This window comes from Hyphomicrobium sp. LHD-15, from assembly GCF_031157355.1.
In the GTDB taxonomy this organism is placed as follows: Bacteria; Pseudomonadota; Alphaproteobacteria; order Rhizobiales; family Hyphomicrobiaceae; genus Hyphomicrobium_C.
Genome location: NZ_JAVIFT010000004.1, coordinates 230,599 through 251,753, shown reverse-complemented (window position 1 = coordinate 251,753; position 21,155 = coordinate 230,599). Strand labels below are relative to the sequence as shown.

16 protein-coding genes and 2 tRNA genes are annotated in these 21,155 nt (G+C 63.2%); 11 read left to right on the top strand and 7 right to left on the bottom strand.

Annotation, left to right across the window (positions count from 1 at the left end; translation table 11 throughout):
- Nucleotides 1–21 precede the first annotated feature (21 nt).
- Both RCO24_RS14505 and RCO24_RS14500 read right to left on the bottom strand, forming a co-directional pair.
- A complete protein-coding gene (locus tag RCO24_RS14505; protein ID WP_308963101.1) occupies nt 22–888 on the bottom strand; it encodes a hypothetical protein in 867 nt (288 codons plus the stop codon).
- Nucleotides 885–3,428 carry an AAA family ATPase gene (locus RCO24_RS14500; RefSeq protein WP_308963099.1) on the bottom strand — a complete coding sequence of 848 codons (2,544 nt, stop codon included), beginning with the start codon at nt 3,426–3,428 and terminating at the stop codon, nt 885–887. The genes RCO24_RS14505 and RCO24_RS14500 overlap by 4 nt, the downstream gene beginning before the upstream one ends.
- Nucleotides 3,429–3,651: 223 nt before the next feature.
- On the opposite strand from RCO24_RS14500, the gene RCO24_RS14495 reads away from it, so the two are divergent.
- Both RCO24_RS14495 and RCO24_RS14490 read left to right on the top strand, forming a co-directional pair.
- A complete protein-coding gene (locus RCO24_RS14495; protein WP_308963097.1) occupies nt 3,652–4,182 on the top strand; it encodes an MmcB family DNA repair protein in 531 nt (176 codons plus the stop codon).
- 378 nt (nt 4,183–4,560) lie between these two features.
- Nucleotides 4,561–5,742 carry a hypothetical protein gene (locus RCO24_RS14490; protein ID WP_308963095.1) on the top strand — a complete coding sequence of 394 codons (1,182 nt, stop codon included), beginning with the start codon at nt 4,561–4,563 and terminating at the stop codon, nt 5,740–5,742.
- Between the two features lie 64 nt (nt 5,743–5,806).
- Here the strand turns inward: RCO24_RS14490 and RCO24_RS14485 are convergent, their stop codons facing one another.
- Both RCO24_RS14485 and RCO24_RS14480 read right to left on the bottom strand, forming a co-directional pair.
- Nucleotides 5,807–6,373, bottom strand: coding sequence for an ActR/PrrA/RegA family redox response regulator transcription factor (locus RCO24_RS14485; RefSeq protein ID WP_308963093.1), 567 nt, complete (start codon nt 6,371–6,373; stop codon nt 5,807–5,809).
- 169 nt (nt 6,374–6,542) lie between these two features.
- A complete protein-coding gene (locus tag RCO24_RS14480; protein ID WP_308963091.1) occupies nt 6,543–7,970 on the bottom strand; it encodes an ActS/PrrB/RegB family redox-sensitive histidine kinase in 1,428 nt (475 codons plus the stop codon).
- A gap of 171 nt (nt 7,971–8,141) precedes the next feature.
- Here RCO24_RS14480 and RCO24_RS14475 point away from each other — a divergent pair, with 171 nt between their 5' ends.
- The 4 genes from RCO24_RS14475 to RCO24_RS14460 all read left to right on the top strand — a co-directional run bounded on the left by RCO24_RS14475 (nt 8,142) and on the right by RCO24_RS14460 (nt 12,030).
- On the top strand, nt 8,142–8,936 hold the full coding sequence (locus RCO24_RS14475) for an ABC transporter ATP-binding protein (RefSeq protein ID WP_308963089.1): 795 nt from the start codon (nt 8,142–8,144) through the stop codon (nt 8,934–8,936).
- The gene (locus RCO24_RS14470) at nt 8,933–9,760 is read left to right on the top strand and encodes an ABC transporter permease (protein WP_308963088.1); all 828 of its coding nucleotides are present in this window, start codon (nt 8,933–8,935) and stop codon (nt 9,758–9,760) included. Before RCO24_RS14475 ends, RCO24_RS14470 begins: the two co-directional genes overlap by 4 nt.
- An 11-nt stretch (nt 9,761–9,771) precedes the next feature.
- Nucleotides 9,772–10,434, top strand: a complete 663-nt coding sequence (locus RCO24_RS14465) for an SCO family protein (protein ID WP_308963086.1) — start codon at nt 9,772–9,774, stop codon at nt 10,432–10,434.
- A gap of 204 nt (nt 10,435–10,638) precedes the next feature.
- Entirely contained in the window at nt 10,639–12,030 is a 1,392-nt protein-coding gene (locus tag RCO24_RS14460; protein WP_308963084.1) for a polyhydroxyalkanoate depolymerase, read from the top strand.
- A gap of 21 nt (nt 12,031–12,051) precedes the next feature.
- Here RCO24_RS14460 and RCO24_RS14455 read toward each other — a convergent pair whose 3' ends face one another.
- Both RCO24_RS14455 and RCO24_RS14450 read right to left on the bottom strand, forming a co-directional pair.
- Nucleotides 12,052–12,990 carry a 50S ribosomal protein L11 methyltransferase gene (locus tag RCO24_RS14455; protein ID WP_308963082.1) on the bottom strand — a complete coding sequence of 313 codons (939 nt, stop codon included), beginning with the start codon at nt 12,988–12,990 and terminating at the stop codon, nt 12,052–12,054.
- A gap of 15 nt (nt 12,991–13,005) precedes the next feature.
- On the bottom strand, nt 13,006–14,700 hold the full coding sequence (locus tag RCO24_RS14450; protein WP_308963080.1) for a GMC family oxidoreductase N-terminal domain-containing protein: 1,695 nt from the start codon (nt 14,698–14,700) through the stop codon (nt 13,006–13,008).
- A 405-nt stretch (nt 14,701–15,105) separates the two neighbouring features.
- Here RCO24_RS14450 and RCO24_RS14445 point away from each other — a divergent pair.
- The 4 genes from RCO24_RS14445 (at nt 15,106) to RCO24_RS14430 (ending at nt 17,343) form a co-directional block, all read left to right on the top strand.
- Nucleotides 15,106–15,179, top strand: a tRNA-OTHER gene (locus tag RCO24_RS14445).
- 3 nt (nt 15,180–15,182) lie between these two features.
- A tRNA-Asn gene (locus RCO24_RS14440) sits at nt 15,183–15,256 on the top strand.
- Between the two features lie 388 nt (nt 15,257–15,644).
- On the top strand, nt 15,645–16,805 hold the full coding sequence (locus RCO24_RS14435) for a slipin family protein (protein ID WP_308963078.1): 1,161 nt from the start codon (nt 15,645–15,647) through the stop codon (nt 16,803–16,805).
- A gap of 103 nt (nt 16,806–16,908) precedes the next feature.
- Nucleotides 16,909–17,343, top strand: coding sequence for a heme-binding protein (locus RCO24_RS14430; protein ID WP_308963076.1), 435 nt, complete (start codon nt 16,909–16,911; stop codon nt 17,341–17,343).
- Between the two features lie 42 nt (nt 17,344–17,385).
- Here RCO24_RS14430 and RCO24_RS14425 read toward each other — a convergent pair whose 3' ends face one another.
- A complete protein-coding gene (locus tag RCO24_RS14425; RefSeq protein WP_308963075.1) occupies nt 17,386–18,531 on the bottom strand; it encodes a saccharopine dehydrogenase NADP-binding domain-containing protein in 1,146 nt (381 codons plus the stop codon).
- A 374-nt stretch (nt 18,532–18,905) separates the two neighbouring features.
- Here RCO24_RS14425 and RCO24_RS14420 point away from each other — a divergent pair, with 374 nt between their 5' ends.
- Nucleotides 18,906–21,119 carry an EAL domain-containing protein gene (locus tag RCO24_RS14420; RefSeq protein ID WP_308963073.1) on the top strand — a complete coding sequence of 738 codons (2,214 nt, stop codon included), beginning with the start codon at nt 18,906–18,908 and terminating at the stop codon, nt 21,117–21,119.
- Nucleotides 21,120–21,155: the final 36 nt, after the last annotated feature.

Sequence of the window (21,155 nt, the reverse complement as noted above, 5' to 3'; positions counted from 1 at the left end):
GTGCATCTGCCGCAGGTAAAATCAGCGTACGAGGAACAGCGGCCCTTCGATCGTCTCGGCGATCTGGATGACGTCAACCTCGTCCGGCGCAAGTAGACCGCCGAAACGGGCGATGACGAAACCCGCCCCTTCGCGGCGGATCATGCGCGCCACGTCCTGCCGCTTGTTGAGCATCATGTCGATGACTTGAAACTTGACGCCGGAATGGGAGCCGAGCGCAAGCCGGATCTGCCCCTCGATCCAGTCCTGCCGGTCCTGGTCCTGCTCCAGCAGCCACAGTTGCGTTTCCCCGCCGGTGGCAGACGCAATCCGCTCCGCCGCCCGCATCATCGGAACCACGCGCTCGAGTTCCTCAACAACGGCAATCACCGGGCCTTGCGTGCGCCGCGCCCTGGGGCCGGTGACGACGACGCCGGTTGTCGCGATCACGGAATGGAAGAGGTCGGCGAGGCCGGCTTCCGTGCCGCGCGTAAGCGGCGTACCGACCGTGACCACGTTCCACGGGCCGTTCTCGGCGCACGCCTGCGCCAGCGCACGGACCGGCTCTTCGCGGATCACCCGCGCCTTCGCTTTCACGTCAGCCGCGCGGGCGCGCGCCAGCACCCGCCGGTGTAGCGCGGATGCATGCGATTGCATGTCCTGGGCGAGCGCGTTGGCGCTCATAGCGCGCGTGCTCCGGCCCGAGAGCGAGATTTCTCGGGCGAACGGCAGCTCGGCGAGATCGAACAGCTGGCGATCCTCGATGAACAGGCTTTCGATTTCAGATTGGAAGGCCTGCGCGAGGCAGACGGCGGCATCGACCGCGACCTCCTGCGGCTCGCCCGAAGCGCCAAGCCAAAGTACGACGCGCCCGCGCTGCTCGTCCGCTTGCGCGACATGCATGATCATGTGGCGCTTCCTGCCGCAGCCCCGTCCTTGCCGAGCGAGAACGAACGCGCCCGTTCGGCGAAGCTGCGCAGGCGCGCCTCGATCCGCCCGTTGACAGTCTCAGCCGGAAAGCGCCCGTCGGCCCCCCTGTCGCCGGCTTCGAGACCGGTGACGAGCGTCAGCGCCTCGTCGATGGTTTTCACGGCATAGATGGCGAAGCGCCCATCCTTCACCGCCTTCACGACATCCTCGCGCAGCATCAGGTGCTGGCGATTGGCGCGGGGAATGACGACGCCTTGCGTGCCGGTAATGCCGCGCGACGCGCAGATGTCGTAGAAGCCTTCGATCTTCTCGTTGATGCCGCCCACGGCCTGCAGTTCGCCGAGCTGATTGATGGAGCCCGTCACCGCCAGATCCTGGCGGAGCGGCGTGTCGGCAAGGGCCGAAAGCAGTGCGAGCAATTCTGCGGACGAAGCGCTGTCGCCATCGACGGCCCCATAGGACTGCTCGAAAACCAGCGAGGCGGCGAGCGCGAGCGGAACGTCCTGTGCGAAGCGTCCGGCGAGATAGCCCCACAGGATCATCACGCCTTTCGAGTGCACGGGACCGCCGAGGTTGACCTCGCGCTCGATGTCGGTGACGCGGCCTTGGCCGAGATGCACGCGAGCGGTGATGCGTGCCGGTCGCCCGAAATTGAAACCGGCCTTCTGAACCAGCGAAAGCCCGTTGATCTGCCCGACCTTTGTGCCCTTCGTTTCGATCAGAACGATGCCGCGCTCGACGGATTCGAGAACGTCGTCGCGGATACGATTTGCGCGCCGCGTGCGCTCTTCGAGCGCGCGCACGATGTCGTCGGCGGTCGTAGTCTTGCGGGTCTCGCCATCGGACCAGTAGTCGGCTTCCCGTACGATGTCGGCGATCGGACCCACTTCGATCGAAAGTTTGTCGCTGTCCTCGGCGATGCGCGAGGAAACCTCGAGCAGTCGCGCGACGCCCGCAGCGTCGATCGGTTTCAAAGAATGCGTCTCGACAATCGATGCGATGAGCTGCGCGTAAGCCGCGTCGTTGTCCTTCGAGCGATCGAGCGTCTCGTCGAAGTCGGCCTGCACCTTGAACAGCTGTGCGAAGCCGGGATCGTCTTTGTGCAGGCGGTAGAAGAGATCGGGCTCGCCGAACAGAACGACCTTGATATTGAGCGGGATCGGTTCCGGCTCGATCCTCTCCGCGCGTGTCACGCCGTTTAGTCCGTCGGACGCCGCTTCGATGTTGATCTCGCCGCTCTTGAGCGCCCGCTTGAGTGCGCTCCAGGCCGTTGGCGAATTGACGATGTCGCGCGCGTCGATCATCAGCGCGCCGCCGTTCGCCCGATGCAGCGCTCCGGACCGGATGAGCAGGAAATCGCTGAGAGAGCCTTGCGCGGTTTGGATGTGTTCCGTGTGCCCGCAAAGATTTGCGGCCGTCGGATCGAGGGCTTCCGAAACCGGAGCCCCGGCCTTGGCGTCCTTTTGCGAGACCACCACGTTCACCAGGTAGCGGCGGAAGCGGCCGTCCTGTGAAAATGCATCTTCTGAAAGAGCACCGGCGCGCGAGCCGGGTTGCGCAATCAGGTGCGCCGCGTTCTCGGCGAGATCGCTCGCGGCCTCGGCGAGAAAGGCTGCAATTTCGGGAAGATCGGAGAAGGCTGCGCTGAGCTCGTCGAGCGCGTCCTCGATGGCGTTCTGCGAGACGTCCTGGTTAAGCGCCGCGAGCTGCGTGCGCCGGCGCTTGTCGGCCTTCGGCGCGTCCGAGAGGATGGTTTCGAGTTCGGATTGGAGCAACTTGATCCGGCTTTCGACATCGCGCCGCATCGTTTCCGGAAGCTGGTTGAAGACCTCCGACTTGACCACCTTGCCGTCGTGCATGGGGGCCATGCCGAAGCCGAGCGGCGTGCGCAGCACGGCGATGTTCTGCTGGGCGGCCTTCGCGTAGACCGCATCGAGCGCGTCTTCGCGCGTATTGCGGAACTCCTCCTCGATGGCGCTGCGCCGGGCTTTGTAATCTTCGGTTTCGAAGGCGACCGGCAACGCAGCCGCAAGCTCGCGAAGCGCAGAAACGAGGCCTTTGCTCAGCGCCGCGGCACGGCCGGCCGGCAGTGCGATGGCGCGGGGGCGGCGCGGATCGGAGAAGTTGTTGACGTAGATCCAATCGGAAGGCGTTTCCGAGGCAGCGGCAGCTTTGGCGAGGTGGGCGCGCACCGCCGTGCTTTTTCCGCAGGCAGGCGGGCCCAGCACGAAGATATTGAAATCACGTGCTTTTATGCTTAGGCCGAAATCCAGCGCCTTGAGCGCGCGATCCTGGCCAATGAGCCCTGCTGCAGGCTTGAGATCGGCGGTCGTCTTGAAACCGAGCGATTTGCCGTCGACGGTGCGGCGCAGGTCCGCAGCTGCAAGCGCCTGAGCTCCGTTGCTCGCCTGCAGGGCCGGGACTGGGACGCTCGTGGCGGTATCGAGCTTCGCCGTTTCGTCTGCCGCTGGTGCCGGCGACGGGGTCGACTTGGACTTGGAAAGTCGCTTGAAGAACATGGGGGCTGAAGCCTCACGTGGTCATGAGATCGAGGTTCAAGGTAATGCGGAGAGCGTGGCGCGGATAGTCCGTGATGTCAGGACGCGACAACTTCGAACAAAAGTGCTTCCGGAAAAGTGTGCAACGGTTTTCCGAACAGAAGCACGACGCTAGAGCGATGATTGGGTAGAGAGTTTGGGTCAACTTGAGGGCAAAGTGGTGTCAGTCCCCAATGGCAGTTCGATGACCGGCGTAGAGGACAGTGTGGAGAACGTAGCGGCGGGGGTTGATATTCCACCAACGTCGCTCGGCGGGCCGCAGTCGCAGATCGCGCGCGAGATTTGCCGCGGCGTCGTGCGCGTTCTCGCAGCCCATGGCCTTGCCGCGATTGCCGAACTACCTCTCCCGAACGGGCGGCGCGCCGACGTCGTCGGCGTCGGGCCGGACGGATCGATCTGGATCGTGGAGATCAAGTCGTCGATCGAGGATTTTCGATCCGACCACAAATGGCCGGAGTACCGGGAGTTCTCGGATCGGCTGTTCTTTGCCGTCTTGCCGAGCTTTCCGGTAGAGATCCTGCCGGTCGAGGCGGGGCTTGTTATCGCGGATCGCTACGGCGGCGAGATCGTGCGCGCCGCGCCTGAGATCCGCCTCCTCGCGCCGAAGCGCAAGGCCATGACCTTGCGCATCGCCCGTGCCGCCGCGTCTCGGCTTTGCGTGCAGCTCGACCCCACTCTACCGGCCGAAATCGGCCTCGGCATCACTGACACCTAGACAGGCGTTGGACGCTTCTTGTCTTGCTCGAGCCTGAGATTTCTACCGGTCTTCGTGAAGCTTCTTCTTCACCCTGCTCTCGCGAGAGCAAATACCGCGACGCACGTCTTCAGCCGTGCAACGGGTGTTCTCGAGCTCTTTCTCGAACTGCCTCTCGATCAGGTTCGGGACGTACCTGTCGTTTCGTGACTCGCGATCGATATCAGCGTTTGTGCGATCGCTCGCAGGGTCCGCATACGCACTCGCGCTGGATACGGCCAGCAGTGATAACAATACAACTACCACTGATGATTTATGTTTGTGCACGGATCACCGCTCGATCTCAATCACAGATCATGAGAATGCTCCCTCAGGGCGTATCTAGTGTAGGGGCGTATCATGACCAAGATGTGGGGGCGTATTTCTTTCCTGGTTGCCGCATTGCTCTACGCGACACCGGGGTGGTCACAGTCGAGAGATCTCAACATCGACGAGCGCAACGATCGCTACGTTCCCGACCTTGTCTCGCAGCCCACACCCCCGGCACCTCAACCCGTCAAGAAACAAGAATACGTCTTCGTTCCGGTCGAAGAAAAGCTCACCGAGGCAGAGCGTGTCGTAATCTTCAATAACCGCAATCCCAACAAGATGATGTACGTCCCGCCGCCGGGAGCGGAATCGCTCAAGGCCAAGCCTATCCTGGACCTTGCTAAGATCCCGACAACCCGAACGGTGATGCAGAAAGTCCCGATCGTCACGGCTGCAGCAGCCCAATCCGCGCAGAAGAAGCCGACCGTCAAGCTCTCGCTCGAAGTCGCAGAGACGTTAGAGAGCAATGCGTCGAACTCACCGACGAACGCTGTCTCCGACAGCACCACGGCTGTAACACCCGGCATTGTGATCTCCATCCCGACATCGGACGAAAGCCTGGGCTTCAAGGTGTCGGCATCGCTGACGAGCCTTCGCTACGCCGAACTTGACGACAGCAGCGGAGATACCGCGACGTTTGCCGCGTCCATGAACAAGACCCTCGCCAAGCATCGCTGGGCCGAAAACAAGGAGGTTCTGACCTCGGAGTCTCTCAGTCTCACGGCGACGAACAACAACAACTACGATGAGGGGCTTGGAGATTGGCTGTCCTCGAACGTCGTATTGCAGGCGAGATGGGGTCTTTCCAACATCCCGATCTCAAATAAAATCTGCGGCAAAGGCTTGTGCAACAGAGCGCAGGCCTCTCTGACCGGCGGCCAGAGCTTTGCGGCCAATGAGGCATCGAGCAATACCTTTGCCTTGCTGGCGACCGAGGGCGACTTCGAGACGCCGTGGAAGGCTGTGACACTGAACGTCTCGGCAAGGCTCAGGGGCCGCCACTACGCCGAGCATCCCGAGGATCGCTCGGATCTCGTAAGCACCGTCGCGGCGGCCCTCAACTGGGGGGTGACGGACGAAGCAACTTTGAAGTTCGCTGCGACCTACCAACGCCAGGATTCATCGCTCGACGCCGCCAATTGGGATGGCTTTATCGGAACTGTGAGCTTGAACCTGGAATTCGATCCCTGTCCCGCCGACAAAAAGAAATAGGCCGGGAAACCCCGGCCCACTCATTGGACACACGCCATTTAAACGACCCGCCGCGTGGGCGCGTCTACTTCGGCGCGCGCTTGGCGAGGATGCGCTGCAGCGTACGCCGATGCATGTTGAGCCGCCGCGCCGTCTCGGAGACGTTGCGGTTGCACAATTCATAGACACGCTGGATGTGTTCCCAGCGGACCCTATCCGCGGACATCGGGTTCTCGGGCGGCGCAGCTTTCGCGTTGTGGGGCGCGAGCAGTGCGTCCGTCACGTCGTCGGCGTCCGCGGGCTTGGCGAGATAGTCGACCGCGCCGAGCTTCACCGCCGAGACGGCGGTCGCGATGTTGCCGTATCCGGTCAGCACGATGATGCGGGCGTCCGGCCGGGCGCGCGTCAGCTCTGCGATCACGTCGAGTCCGTTTCCGTCCTCGAGCCGCATATCGACGACGGCGAACGCGGGCGCATGCGCTTTGATGAGATCGATGCCCTCGGCCACGGAATGTGCGCTTCGGACTTCAAATCCGCGCAGCTCCATGGCGCGGGCGAGGCGCTGCAAGAAAGGACGATCGTCGTCGACGACGATCAATGAGCGGTCTTCTGGCAGTTCGTCCTGCCGAAATGATAGATCTTCAGTCACCACCGCGTACCTCCCGATTCTTGGGATTTATATTAGCCGAGGACGCCGTGCAAAGGGCAGATGCAATCTTTGGCGTTGCCTAACGGGTTAAATCTTATCGGCAATCATAGTGAACGGCTCTGCAACGGGCGCATTGCTGCGCTGCACGTGGTCGAATTCCTCATACAAGTCGTCAGATGGCATCGGAAATCGGATCTCCGGGCGCGGGAGGCTCGAGACGCCGGGTTGGAAACGGCGCATGTCCTTCTCGGGCTTCTGGCATGGCCTCGAAGGCCGTCCTCGGCCAGGTGATGCGCACCATGGCGCCGTGCTCGGGTGCGGCCCGGTTGTCGAAATGGAAACGCGCCCCGGAGCGTTCGAGCAGCGTCTTGGCGATGAAGAAGCCGAGCCCAAGCCCCGAGACTTTGCCCCCGTTCCGCTCCTTGCGTCCGGCCGAACGCGTTGTGACGTAGGGCTCGCCCAGATTGTCGATCACCTCGGGCTTGAAGCCGGGGCCGTCGTCGGCGATCAGCACGACCACCGTCTGCCCGTCCCACTCGGCGCTGATCTCGACCCGGCTTTCCGCGTAGTCGGCTGCGTTTTCAATGAGATTTCCAAGCCCGTAGATCACGCCGGGGCGTCTGAGCCCGGTCGGCTGCCTCGCCTCGGGGCCTGCGGCTGAGGAGGAAGGCGTGGCGCGGATCTGGATCCGCGCACGCCCATCCAGGTAAGGAGCCGCCGCCTCGTGCAGCAATTCCTTGACCGTGAGTGTGGCGTGCAGCGGGTCCTCGTCCGGCGGGTGCCGCGTGAGCTTCTGCAGGATTTCGCGGCAGCGCTGGGCCTGGCTGCGCAGGAGCAGGATGTCTTCGCGGTGGGGGCTGTTCTTGTCGATCTGCCGGTCGAGCTCGTTAGTGACGAGGGTAATCGTAGAGAGCGGCGTTCCAAGCTCGTGCGCCGCGGCGGCCGCAAGGCCGTCGAGCGCATGCAGCTTCTGCTCGCGCGAAAGCACGAGCTCCGTGGCCGCCAGCGCCGCCGACATCTGACGGCCCTCTTTCGTCAGCCGCCAGACGTAGATCGCAAGGAACGGCATCGAAGCGGCCACCGCCGACAGGATCCCGACTTTGTAAAGCAGGGGATGGGTCAGCGGCGGATCGAGATACCAGGGCAGCGGTTTCGCGTAAAAGGCCAGGAGCGCGGTGCTCGCAAGCGCCAGCACGCCGAGCCCGATGGTATGCCCGAGCGGCAGCGTGGCCGCCGAAACCGTGACCGGGGCGACGATGAGCATGGTGAAGGGGTTGTCGATGCCGCCCGTAAGGTAGAGCAGCGAGGCGAGCTGGATGATGTCGTAGGCCAAGAGCGCAGTTGCGAAACGGAGCGAAAGGCGGTGGCGCGCAGGATAGCGAATGGCAAGGAACACGTTGACCCAAGCCGACACGGCGATGATGGTCAGGCACGCCCCGGCGGGCAGATCGAACCCCAGCCAGAAGTACACCACGCAGAGCGCGAAGATCTGCCCGAGAACGCCGAACCACCTGAGGCGCACGATGGTTTGCAGGCGGAGCTGGCTGTCGCCGCCGAAGGTAAAATTCGGTTCGAAAAATCGAGGAGTATTTCCTGGCACGGCCGGACCGTTTCTTGAATTGAAGTTTGAGTTTTGGGGACTTTAGCACGCCTTGCAAGCGGGCGTTGCCTGATCCAGATAGGGAATGCACCTTCGTCTGCCCGGGAAAGCGCTGAACGACAAGATAATCGCTCGGATGGGCTGGTAAAACCCTGCTTAAGTGGATTGGCAATGCTTGATATCGCCCAGCACCGGGCTCCGGGCGACGCCCGCGCCGAACCTCCCGTGATCGTTCGCGACTTGCGCAAGGTGTATGGCGACGTCGTGGCCGTCGACGGGATCACGTTTTCGCTCGAAGCGGGCACGGTAACTGCCCTCCTTGGCGGCAACGGGGCTGGCAAAACCACGACGATTTCAATGCTGATGGGGCTCATCGTCCCGACCTCCGGCGCCGCGGTGGTGTTTGGCGCGGATATGAGCACGGACCGGCATCAGGTCCTCCATCGCATGAATTTCGAGAGCCCCTATTCCGACGTGCCGATGCGCCTCACCGTGCATCAGAACCTCGCGATCTTCTCCCGGCTTTATGGGGTCGTACGCTTCGAAGAGCGGATCCGCGAGCTCGCGGCCTCGTTGCGGCTCGAAGAGTTTTTACATCGCCCCTACGGTAAGCTGTCCGCCGGCCAGAAAACGCGCGTGAGCCTGGCCAAGGCGCTGCTCAATACGCCCGAGCTGCTGCTGCTCGATGAGCCGACGGCGTCGCTCGACCCCGATACTGCCGACTGGGTGCGCTCGCGCCTCGAGGAGTATCGCCGTCAGACCAACGCCACCATTCTGCTCGCGTCCCACAACATGAGCGAGGTCGAGCGCATGGCGGATCGTGTGATCATGCTCGACAAGGGCCGCATCGTGGCCGACGAGACGCCGGGTTCGCTGGTCAGCCGCTTCGGCCGCGAGACGCTCGAGGAGGTGTTCCTCGATATCGCGCGTAACGGCCGCGTGCGCGACGCGGAGAAAGCATCATGATGGCGCTGCGCGAAGCCCAAACCGGGCCCAGAGCTTCGGCGCGTCGCATTCACGCGATGGTGCTGCGCCATTGGTATCTGCTGCGCTCGTCGGGGCCACGCGCGCTCGAAATGGTGTTCTGGCCGCTGGTGCAGATGCTGACCTGGGGCTTCGTCCAGGTCCATCTCGCCCAAACCACCAGCCTCGCCGCAACCGCGGCCGGCCTTTTCGTGGGCGGCGTTCTGCTGTGGGATATTCTGGCGCGCAGTCAGCTAGGCTTCGCAATGGCGTTCCTGGAGGAAGTCTGGGCGCGCAATCTCGGCCATCTGATGATGAGCCCGCTCCGTTCTTGGGAATTGATTTCGAGCCTCATCGTCGTAAGCCTGATCAAGCTTGCGGTCTCGATGGTTCCGGTCGTCGTGATCGCCTACCTGATGTTCGACTACAGCCTGTTCAGTATCGGCCTGCCGCTGGCCGCTTTCTTCGCGAACCTGGTCATCACCAGCTGGTCGTTTGGTCTGGTCTCGACGGGCGCGGTGCTGCGTTACGGTCTCGGCGCCGAGAACATTGCCTGGCTCATGACCTTCCTGATGATGCCGCTCGCCTGCGTTTACTATCCCGTGACCACGCTTCCCGTATGGATGCAGCCGTTCTCGTGGGCGCTGCCGCCGACCTACGTATTCGAAGGTCTCCGGGCGATCGTGCTGCACGGCGAATACAGGGGTGACCTTATGCTCTGGGCTTTCCTCTTGAACCTCGTATACCTTGCGGCCGGCGTCGCGCTGTTCCGCTATTTGATCGACAGCGCCCGCACCGCCGGCACGCTGGTCCACATGGGCGAATGAGCGAGAACGAGATGACGAAGAAAAAGCCTTCCGAAACGAAAACCGGTGCCGCCGCGCCCGCCGCCGGCGCGTCTCGCAAAACGCTGCTGCTTGCGCTCATCGTCGGCTTGGCTGCGGGCGTGATGACGGCCGTGTTCCTGCTCGCCGTCCCGAACCCTTCCGGAACCGGCCAGGTTTCGACGACCGGAAAAGCGCTGATTGGCGGCCCCTTCACGCTGACCGACGCAACCGGCAAACGCGTCACCGACAAGGATTTCGCCGGCAAACCGATGCTCGTCTATTTCGGGTTCACCAATTGCCCCGACGTGTGCCCGGCCGGTTTGCAGGTCATTGCTGCGGCGCTGGATCGTCTCGGCGACAAGGCGAAAAGTGTAACGCCTCTCTTTATTACCGTTGATCCTGAGCGGGATACGCCCGAGCTGCTTGGCAAATATGTCGCGAGCTTCCACTCCGGCATCGTCGGCTTGTCAGGCTCGCCAGAAGATATCGCAGCCGTCACCAAAGCCTATCGGGTCTACGCGAAGAAGGCCCCCGACGCAGAGCGTCCCGGCGAATATAACGTCGATCACAGCTCGTTCATGTACCTGATGAACGCCAACGGCGAGTTCGTAAAACATTTCCCGCATAGCGTGGACGCCGGGCAGCTCGCGGAAGAAGTGGCGAAAGTTTTGTGACACCGCACGGTATTTAGCCAATCGACTCGAATCAGTGCATTCTCGCCACGGGGATGCGCAAAAAATCAAACATCGTTTACGTTTCGCGGCGATCCGCCGCGCACGTGGCCATTCGGCTAATGCCGCCTGACGTATATCAAGAAGAGGTGGTCGGTAGCGGCGTTGGTCGCGACAAGCCAAGCGCACGAGAGCGGGGGATCGACTGTGCTTTATCATCTCTATGAAATGAGCCACGTGGCTCTGAGGCCGGCGCGCGCCGTTGCGGAATCCATGCGCTACCTCTTCGAAAGTCCGTTCAATCCATTCACCCATACGCCAGTCGGCCGTCACACCGCCGCGGCTTGTGAGGTCTTCGAGCGCACCACGCGCCGATATGACAAGCCCATCTTCGGCATCGAGACGACAGAGATCGATCGCCGCGCGGTGGCCGTCACCGAGGAGGTCGTCTGGCAGCGGCCCTTTTGTCGCCTGATCCACTTCCGCCGCGATTTGCCGGCCGAGGAGTGCGCGGCTCACCCACGCATTTTGCTGGTGGCCCCGATGTCCGGCCACTTTGCGACCTTGCTGCGCGGTACGGTGGAAACGCTGCTCCCTCATCACGAAGTCTACATCACCGATTGGCAGGATGCGCGCAGTGTGCCGCTCGCGTCAGGCCGCTTCGCGCTCGATGACTACATCGACTATATGCGCGAGATGCTGACGTTTCTGCGCGGCGACGTGCATGTCTTCGCCGTCTGCCAGCCGTCGATCCCGGCTCTCGCCGCCGTATCGCTGATGGAGGAGGACAACGATCCCAACGCGCCCTTGAGCCTGATCCTCGCCGGCGGGCCGGTCGACACCCGCGTCAATCCGACGGCCGTCAACAAGCTTGCGGTCGAGAACGGCACCGACTGGTTCAAAAGCCATGTGATCACCGCTGTTCCCTGGCCTTACGCGGGAGCTGGCCGCAGCGTCTATCCCGGCTTCCTGCAGCTTTCGGGGTTCATGTCGATGAACCTCGATCGCCACACCAACGCGCACAAGGATCTGTTCCTGCACCTCATCAAGGGTGACGGAGATTCCGCCGAGAAGCATCGCGAATTCTATGACGAATATCTCGCGGTCATGGATCTCACCGCGGAATTCTATCTCGATACGATCGACGCCGTGTTCGTGCGCCATGCGCTGCCCAATGGCGAGCTGACCCATCGCGGCCGACGCGTCGATCCGAGCAAGATCGAGCGCACGGCGCTGATGACCATCGAGGGCGAGAAGGACGACATTACCGGCGTCGGCCAGTGCCGCGCTGCGCATGATCTCGCGACCGGCCTTTCAAGCGACCAGAAGTTTCATGTCGAGTGCACCGGCGTCGGTCACTACGGCATCTTCAACGGTTCGCGCTTCCGCTCGGAGATTGCGCCGCGCATCGCTCAGTTCGTGAGAACGTTCGATCCTCGCGCCGAGATGATCGCGAGACAGCCCGCAGTTTCGCGATTGTCGTCTGTGCCGCCCGTCGTGGGCTTCGATCCCGCGTCCGTGGCATTCACGTTTTCGCCCGCCAACGATCTTCTCCCGGGCATGTACACGCCGCCTGAGATCATACCGCTAAAGAGTTGACGCTGGGCGCGGCCCCAAGCCTCAGGGAATCCAACCCTTGTCGAGGTCCATCGCCTGGCGCCCTTTGGACGCGCCGTCGCGGTCGAAGTGCACCGCCGTCCAGGCGAGATGCGTGCCCGCTTCCTCCGACGAGCGCGAGCGTAGCGTGACGAGCGCGCTTTCCTCGGCTTCGAGCGCCATCGGCGTCTGCAGCGGGAAGTAAAGCTGCTCCCAATGGGTGCGCGGTGCGTCGGGCGCCGTGGACAACGTCACGCCGGGAACGAGCTCGGCGTCCCACCAATAGGCAAAGCCGTAGATCGTTTGCGCCTGGTCGAGTTTCCAGGAGGCTTCGCCTTTGCGGCTTCCGCGCGTATCGGAGCCGAGCGCAACCTCGTCCCACACCTTCGCGACAGTGCCGCCCGACAGCAACTCGTCGGCGGTGAAGCTGCGCACATACGCATTGTTCAGGCTCATCGTGCGCGCAACCGAAAGATCGATCCCGAAGCCGACGCCATCCCAGACGGTCAACTCCTTATGGATGCGATCCGAAATGACCGGAACCACGAACTGGCGGATTCGCGCCGGGATCATCACGCCGCCGTCCTTCAGATGCCGCCGGCGTGCGTCCGCAAGCGTATCGATGATGTTTTCCTCGAGCGCGTAGTTCCCGAGCGTCTCCGAGACGACGAGATCGACGCGCGGCGGATCTTCCATCTCCGTCGAGTGGCACGGCATGAGATTGCAGGCCCTGGCGCGATTGGCGTTGAGGGTCGCGGCAGCCACGCCCGCAACCTCCGCCGCTTCGTATAGAATGACTTCGCGCGCGCCGAGCTTTGCGGCCATGAGGCCGATGAGGCCCGTTCCTGCGCCGATGTCGGCAACGACGGTCTCGCCCTTCTTGATGGTGCGGGCGAGCGCGTCGTGAAACGCCTGATTGCGGACGTGGTCGGCGATCAGCGTGCGATGATATTCGATGCGCATGGGGTCGGTCTTGTTTCAGACCGGCTGGGCAGCCCGGTCTGCGAGAGAGGTTGACGAAACCGGGTCTGTGACCGGTGCCGTTGTGTACCTGAGACCGCGGTCTTGTGCAAAGTGCAGCATCGCCCGTTCGGCGAGCGCGGTAATGGTTAGCAGCGGATTGACGCCGAGCGAGCGCGGGATCACCGCGCCGTCGATGACGTAAAGCCCGTCGTGCACGGCGGTATCGCCGGCGCCGCTCGCGCCCGAGAAAACCCGGCATTTGTGATCGACGACGCCGTCGCTGCGGTCGCGCCCCATGCCGCAACCGCCAAGTGGATGCGCGGTAGCCGGCTGGTGGCCCATGACGGTGCCCGCCAGCGGGTTCTTGACGTAAGAGCCGCCGCTGGCCGTGACGAGCTGCGAAAGGATCGCATCGAGTCGCGCGTAAACCGGCTCGTCTTTGGCGCCAGGCCAGGCGAGCGAAAGCTGATCGTCATCGAGCGAGAAGCGCCCGGAAGCGCTATCGTGCGAAACCGCGAAGAACGTCTGCAGGCTCGCGAACGGCCCTTTGTAGACGCCGTTGACGAGGCTCGAAAGCGCTCCGAGCAGGCGCCCGTTCGGCAGGAACATCACCGGCAACACGGAGGCGAATGCAGACGGCAGCGCGCCTTCCTGCACGTTGAGTTCGTTGGCGAGCGTTTCGGCGTCGCGGATTTCGAGCTGGGCGGAAACGGCCGCGCCGATTTCGAGCCCGTCCACCTTCGACGGATGCCCGACACCCACGCCGTTGACGGGCGTCTTCGCGCCGTAGCCGAAGGCGATGATGTCGCCGTTGGCAGAAAATCTCTGGCCGAGACGATCCGAAACCGAAAGCCCCGCTTCCCGCGAGCGCAACAGAATCTCGGTGGAGCCGAGCGTGCCGGCCGCCAGCACGACCACCGGTGCTTCGATCTCCACGTTCGGGCGGCTGCGGTCAGGCCCGACCACGCGTGCCGAGACGCGCCACAGTCCGTCGGCACCCTTGCGAACGGTATCGACCATGAGCCCGGTAAACGCCTCCGCGCCATGCTGCACGGCATCCGGCAGATAGGTCATCGCGACGGTATTTTTTGCCCCGACATTGCATCCCGCGCAGCAATCGCCGCACCGCGTGCACGCCGATTGCCGAATGCCGGCCGGGTTGGTCGTATCGGCGAAGCTCACGGCGAGCCGCGACGCCACCGGGCTCACGCCGATGGCTTTGCCGGCTGCCTCCAGGACTTTGTACTTCGTCATTTCGCTGGCGCGTGGATCGGCGGCAGGCCGCAGCCATTGCTCGGCGCGGCGATAGCCCTCGTCCATCAGCCCGTCTTGCGCGATCTGTCCGGGCCATGCGTCGTCGGCGAACACGCGGCTGTCCGGGATCAGCGAAACGCCCGCATTGACCAGCGATCCGCCGCCGAGCCCACAGGCTACCAGCACGTGCATGTCGGTCCCGAGCCGCACGTCGTAGATCGCTTGATCCGACCCGGTGCGGAAGCTCTTGCCGCGGACCTGAAACTCGTTCTTCAGCTCGGAAAATTTTTGCGGGAATTCGCCGGTCAGGATTTCACGGCCGCGCTCCAGCACCGCGACGCGCTTTCCTGCGCGCGCAAGTCGGGATGCTGTAACCCCGCCGCCATAGCCCGAGCCGACGACGATAACGTCGTAGCGTCCCTTGAGGGCAGAAAGCGGAAGGCTCAGTCTTGACATCGAAGTCCCCGTCTGACGCAAGCAGTCTGACACGAAGTGCCCGCATCCCGTCGTCCGGGCACGGCAAGCCAACGAGCCTGCCGTTCCGTGTGGTCCTCCGCTGTTCCCCGCGTGACGTGTCCCAGCGGATGGTAAATGTCGGCAAGCGCCATGGGCGCCCAGTACCGAGGGGGTACTCTCCTGGGCTGGCGAGCGCAACGCGACCCGGTCAAGTTTCCCGCACTTCCCAGGAGAGGGTGGCTTCCGTGTAACGATAATCGCGGTTTTCCGAGCCCGGGATGGAATTTCGACAAAATCGATTGTTTACTCACAGCTCCTGATCGGCGCCATGGGCCCGGGCTCTCCGAGACCCGGCCGGCGCGCACCGCCCTGCGGCGGCGTGTTCCGCGTCATTCGGGAACAAACGAGGCTGTAGCTCAGCGGTAGAGCGTCCGGATTTATCCGGGAGGTCGAGGGTTCGACTCCCTTTAGCTTCTCCAGCGGCTAGCTCATTGGGTAGAGCACGAGACTGTTAATCTCGCTGTAATGGGTTCGAATCCCATGCCGATCGCCTCCAAGCGATCTCCAATTGATGGGAAGCCGGTCGTTGCTCTGGCCCAAGTTTCTCTCTCAAAGCTTCGGCCGAGAGAGTGAAGCGGAAGGCAAGCGTCGAAGCGCTCCGCGCCCGCGCGGATACCGCCTCGCGGCAGAGCCGGATGCATGCGCGTTGCAGCCTTGGCCATTCCTTCGGGGACAGTCTCGACTGCGCGGGCGGCCTAAGGCCGAAGCCGAGGGGCTCAAACGTGGGCCCGCGTTTTCGTCGTAGCGTAACGGCCGGCGGCCTGCCGCAGCCCGGTCGCTAGGAATTGACTAACCAGCACGGTCGAAATCGATACGACACACGACGACGATTGAATAACACCTGACCTCGCCTTCCGCAGCCCATCCTGTTTCTGGAGTTTCCCATGTCCCGCCTGAGTATTTGGACCACGGCTGTCGTGAAGGACGACGAGCGCGCCATTCTGCGGCGCAATGGACGCTTCGAGAAGCTGCTCGAACCCGGCCGCTTCATCGAGTTCGATCCGTTCCAGCAGCTCGCGGTCGAGATCTTGAAAATTCTCCGCGCCGAGATCGCGCCCGAGAAGGCGCTTCTGCTCGCCAAGACCGAGCCGGACATCGCCATTGAAAATTTTGCCATCGTGCAGCCCGGCCCGACCGAGGTCGCCATCGTCTCGATGGACGGCGAACCGAAGCACCTCGTATTGCCGAACACCACGCGCGCATTCTGGAAGACGCTGACGGCGATCGATGTCGAGGTCATAGATACGGCGTCCGCCTTGCGCGTCGAGAAGCGCCATCTCGACAAGCTCGACGTGAGCCGCGCCGGCAACTCCGTCGTTTCGACGATCGTAGAGGCGAACCAGGCGGGCCTTCTCTTCGTCGATGGCGTGCTGACCGAGCGTCTCGGACCCGGCCGCCATGCGTTCTGGGCCGTTGGCCGCAACGTCCGCATCGTGACGATGGATATGCGTCCCCAGCCGCTCGAAGTGACCGCGCAGGAGATTCTGACCAAGGACCGGGTCGGCATCCGCGTGACGCTGACGGCTTTCACGCGCATCGTCGATCCGGAGATCGCAGCGGCCGCGAGCAGCGACGTCAACGCCACGCTCTATCGCTACATCCAGTTCGCGATCCGTGAGGCCGTCGCGACGCGCACGCTCGACGACATCCTGGCCGCCCGTCATACGATCGACAACGAGGTGCGCGCCTACGTGACCAATCGCGCCGGAGCGCTCGGCGCTGAGATCGGTGAAATCGGCGTCAAGGATGTCATCCTGCCGGGCGATGTGCGCGAGCTTCTGAACAAGGTCGTCGAGGCCGAGCGGGTCGCCAAGGCGAACATCATCCGCCGCCAGGAGGAAACGGCCGCTACGCGCTCGCTGCTCAACACGTCGAAGTTGATGGAGAACAATCCGCTTCTACTTCGCTTGAAGGAGCTCGAGGCGCTGGAGAAGCTCGTCGAAAAGGTGGGCCGTATCGACTTGCACACCGGCGCCGGTGGCTTCGATGCGCTGCTTTCGAACCTCTACAAGCTCGGCGACCAGAAAGCCGCCGAGCAGAAGTAGTAGTGGAACGGGTTACGGTTAATTTTTTCGGCCATTGAAATCGCGGACATCCGACGCGATATCACGCTCGCGCATGTGTCGCGCACTCTGGAGGATAAGGTCCATGCACGTTACGATCGATGACGCTCAAAAAATTATCGCCGCTGCCCGCAAGGAAGCGGAGAGAACCAAAACCAAGATGTGCATCGCAGTCGTCGATAGCGGCGCCAATCTGAAGGCGTTTCATCGCATGGACGACGCGTGGGTTGGTTCCATCGACATCGCCATCAAGAAGGCCAAGACGGCCGTGTTCTTCGGCATGCCGACAGGCGCAATCGGCGGGCTCTCTCAGCCCGGCGGCCCGTTGTTCGGCATCGAGCATTCGAATGACGGACTGATCACGTTTCCGGGCGGCTTGCCGATCGTCGACAAGGAAGGCGTGCTCGTCGGCGCCATCGGCGTCTCCGGCAGCTCCGTCGAGAACGATCACAAGGTTGCCGAGGCGGGCGTGAAGGTTGTCGGCGTGTCCGATCTGCCGGAGCATCCCTGGCGCACCTGATTGCTGCCGTCCAATTGGCAATAAAAAGAAGCCCCTTCCGTTTCACGACGGGAGGGGCTTTTCCGTGATCGAGCAATGAATGTCGAGGCCATTCGCCTCGGCCAGGATGTCGGCCAACGGAACGAGCCCGTGGCAGGGCAGGGCGCCACGCCGCTTTTCGGCGCCGGATGCGAGCCGCTTGGCAAGGGCAACGGCCGTGAGCGCCGGCACGTACGGCCCATGGCCGCTGTGGGCGACGAGCAGCCAGGTGATTTCCCTCTGCGTGGCGTCGCGGCCGAGCCCGCGCATCGTGACGCTCATGCCGCCCCGATCGCTGCCGAGGCGGTGAAGCTTGCGTTTGAGCGCGAGTAGTCCCGGCGCCAGAGGCTCGAGGCTTCGAACCAGGCCGCAACGGACGAGCCAGGATGCGCCCCATAAGCCAAGGTGGAACAGGGAGACTTCAAGCCCCGCTTGAAAGCGCACGGTTTCGAGGCTGACGCCATGCGCAGGCATGAGCTCGAGATCGGGAACATCGACATAACCGAGCCAGCGCCGCCCGGCCGACCCGAAATCGCCACGGCGTAGTCCCTGCCAGCCGTAAACGGTTCGCCAGTCGCCGTCTTGGAACATGCGTATGGGCTGGCCGACGCCGCCGAGCACCGATCTGACGGTGGCAATACCGGGATCGAATGCGTTTCCAGGCGAGATCGCGATATCGATCGAGCGCAGACCGGCGAATGCCTCTCGATGCTGATAAACCACCGCCGACGATATCCCGGGCACCGAGCTGGCGCCGCTCACCACCAGCACGCCGGCGCCTCGCGCGCTCTCGTCAAGCGCGCGGATTCCGGCGACGAACGCGCGCCCGTCCGCAAGGTCGATGTAGTGGCAGGAGGCGCCGATGGCCGCACGGGCGAGGCCGTAGTGTCCACCCTGATAGGGCCCCGAGGCGTTGATGACGAGCGCGACGCCGAGCCGGGAGAGAGCGTCGGCTTCAACCGTGTTGGCGTCAAGAACCGCCGTGCGCACGCGGCTCCCGGCAGCAAGATCAGCGAGAGAACGCGCCTGATTATCGAGCGCCTGCCGGGTTCGTCCGGCGAGCACGAGGTCGACAGGCCCGCCCCGCGCGAGCAGCGTGACGATCCTGGCGCCGAACGCTCCCGTGCTGCCGAGGACGAGGATCGGGAAGTCGCGCGTCTGAGAGTTCATGCGAGCACGGGAAGGAACGCGAGTTCGGCAAGCGGGGCCAGCGAAGAGCCGATGAGTAAGACTTCCATAACCATAAACGAACTCTTTCGCTCACCGTTCAAATGCAACTTTTTTGATCAGCGCAAACGATTGGTTACCGCGCCGGATCCTCCGGATACGCCTGAAACTCGTTTGAACGACGATAAATGTTTATTGGCGCGCCATCCGTCGTGGAGGTGTCAACGGTCGTCCCATTTCGCGACGCGAAGCATGCACGAAAAGTAGTCATTTATCAGGCAAAATCAGTAGGTTCGACGACCTATCGTTTGGCCTGCGGAAACACGCCGTTAAATCTTGATGCTCATTATTCGGAGCGTAAGCACGCCGAGGATCGAATGAGTACGGCTATCAAAGAGCGGAAATCGACTGCGCGGCGTACTCCGGCCGGACGACGTCCCTTGCGCGCCGCGCTGAAAGTTTTGAGCGGCGCCGTCGCAACCCGGCATGGCGCCGACGCTGCCGCGCAGATTTCAGAGCTGGAAGCGGCGCTCGATATGGCGCGCACGGCGACCAACGACGCCCGCACCGCCAACGCACGCCTGCGCGAAGCGATCGAGATCCTGCCGCAAGGCATCGTGTTCCTGGATTCCGAGGGCCGCTACGTTCTCTGGAACGAGCACTATTCCAAGATTTATCATCGCTCGGCCGATCTCTTCAAAGTCGGTGCACGTCTCGCCGATACGCTGCGCGTCGGCGTCATGCGCGGAGACTACCCGGCGGCCAAGGGCCGCGAGGAAGAGTGGATCAAGGAGCGCCTACAAAAGCTGACGAGCCCGCGCGAGCGCCACGAACAGTGGCTCGCCGATGGTCGCTGCATCATGATCGAGGAGCGGCGCACCAACGACGGCGGCATTATCGGTCTTCGCGTCGACATCACCGAGCTTAAGGAGCGCGAGGCGTCTTTCCGGCTTCTCTTCGAGGCCAACCCGGTTCCCATGTATGTCGTCTCGCAAAACGGCAAGACGGTTCTGTCCGCCAATGCGGCTGCGCGCGATCATTACGGGTATCCGGGCACCGACCTGATCGGCCGGCCCGTGCACTGCTTGCATCTGGATCAGGATCACGACCGGCTCGACGAGCTTTACAGCCCCGCGCCCGGTATTCTCGCCGACCACGTCTGGAGCCATCTGAAGCGCGACGGCAGCAATATCGAGGTCGCGATCTTCTCGCAGGCGATCGTGCATGAACGCGCGCCGGCCGTGCTCGTGGCTGCCGTCGACATCACCGAGCGCCGCCGCGCCGAAGCCCAGGTGGCCTATCTCGCTCACCACGATCCGTTGACCGGCCTCGCCAACCGCGCGCGCCATCTCGAGCAGGCCGGGGAGATGCTTGCGGCCATCAAGGAAAGCGGTGGGCTCGGCGCCTCCCTCTGCATCGGTCTCGACAACTTCAAATCGATCAACGAAACCATGGGGCCTGCAGCGGGAGATCTGCTGCTCCAGGCCGTGTCGCGGCGCATCACCAAGACCTTGCGGCAGGGCTCCGTGCCGGCGCGGCTCGGCGGTGACGAGTTCGGCATCATCATGTCGGACATCGCTGAGCCGGAAGAAGTCAGCGCCGTTGCGAAGCGCCTGATCGAGGTGATCAGCGCGCCTTACAAGATTCAGAGCCAGCAGATCACGATCGGTGCCAGCATCGGCATCGCCATCGCACCGGGAGACGGTGAGGAAGCCGGCAAGCTGTTGAAGAATGCCGACCTCGCACTCTCGCAGGTCAAGCTGCGCGGCAAGGGCTCGTTCCGCTTCTTCGAAGCCGAGATGAATGCGCGCGCCCAGGAGCGCCGCCGCTTGGAGCAGGATTTGCGCGACGCCATCGAGAACGATGGTCTCGATGTGCACTATCAGCCGCTGGTCTCTCTGGCGAACGGCCGCATCGTCGCCGCCGAGGCGTTGGTGCGCTGGCCGCACAAGGAGCGCGGCTTCATCTCGCCGGTGGAATTCATTCCCATTGCCGAGGAAGCCGGCTTGATCTGGGCGCTCGGCGATTTCGTCCTGAACCGCGCCTGCCGCGATGCGGTTGCCTGGCCCGACAGCGTGCGGGTCGCCGTCAATCTGTCGCCGATGCAGTTCCGCTGCGGCAACGTACGCGACATGGTGGAAGCCGCGCTCGCGGGCTCGGGTCTCGCACCGGATCGCCTCGAACTCGAAATCACAGAATCCCTGTTCCTGGACCGATCGAATCTGGTGCTCGATACGCTGGCGGAGTTGCGCAAGCTCGGAACCCGCATCGCGATGGACGATTTCGGCACCGGCTATTCGTCGCTCGGCTACCTTTGCAGCTTCCCATTCGACAAGATCAAGATCGACCGCTCGTTCGTGCAGGGTATTGCCGGCAACGTCGAGCAGCAGGCGGTTGTCCGCGCCATCGTCGGCCTCGGCCAGACGCTCGGCAAAACCATCACCGCCGAAGGCATCGAGACCGCGGAAGAACTCGCCTGCCTGCGCAGCATCGGCTGCGACCAGGGGCAGGGCTTCCTGTTCAGCAAGGCCCGCACGCAAGATGCGTTGCTGCCCTTCCTCACCAAGCGCAAGCCGAAGCGCGTCGCCTGAGAAATCAGCGGATCGATCAGGGTAGTGAGAGGGGCG

Bases quoted from the DNA above. Each gene is read 5' to 3' on its own strand.
- RCO24_RS14505 (WP_308963101.1), bottom strand. From the start codon at position 888: ATGATCATGCATGTCGCGCAAGCGGACGAGCAGCGCGGGCGCGTCGTA.
- RCO24_RS14500 (WP_308963099.1), bottom strand. From the start codon at position 3,428: ATGTTCTTCAAGCGACTTTCCAAGTCCAAGTCGACCCCGTCGCCGGCA.
- RCO24_RS14495 (WP_308963097.1), top strand. From the start codon at position 3,652: ATGACCGGCGTAGAGGACAGTGTGGAGAACGTAGCGGCGGGGGTTGAT.
- RCO24_RS14490 (WP_308963095.1), top strand. From the start codon at position 4,561: ATGACCAAGATGTGGGGGCGTATTTCTTTCCTGGTTGCCGCATTGCTC.
- RCO24_RS14475 (WP_308963089.1), top strand. From the start codon at position 8,142: ATGCTTGATATCGCCCAGCACCGGGCTCCGGGCGACGCCCGCGCCGAA.
- RCO24_RS14470 (WP_308963088.1), top strand. From the start codon at position 8,933: ATGATGGCGCTGCGCGAAGCCCAAACCGGGCCCAGAGCTTCGGCGCGT.
- RCO24_RS14465 (WP_308963086.1), top strand. From the start codon at position 9,772: ATGACGAAGAAAAAGCCTTCCGAAACGAAAACCGGTGCCGCCGCGCCC.
- RCO24_RS14455 (WP_308963082.1), bottom strand. From the start codon at position 12,990: ATGCGCATCGAATATCATCGCACGCTGATCGCCGACCACGTCCGCAAT.
- RCO24_RS14450 (WP_308963080.1), bottom strand. From the start codon at position 14,700: ATGTCAAGACTGAGCCTTCCGCTTTCTGCCCTCAAGGGACGCTACGAC.
- RCO24_RS14435 (WP_308963078.1), top strand. From the start codon at position 15,645: ATGTCCCGCCTGAGTATTTGGACCACGGCTGTCGTGAAGGACGACGAG.
- RCO24_RS14430 (WP_308963076.1), top strand. From the start codon at position 16,909: ATGCACGTTACGATCGATGACGCTCAAAAAATTATCGCCGCTGCCCGC.
- RCO24_RS14425 (WP_308963075.1), bottom strand. From the start codon at position 18,531: ATGAACTCTCAGACGCGCGACTTCCCGATCCTCGTCCTCGGCAGCACG.
- RCO24_RS14420 (WP_308963073.1), top strand. From the start codon at position 18,906: ATGAGTACGGCTATCAAAGAGCGGAAATCGACTGCGCGGCGTACTCCG.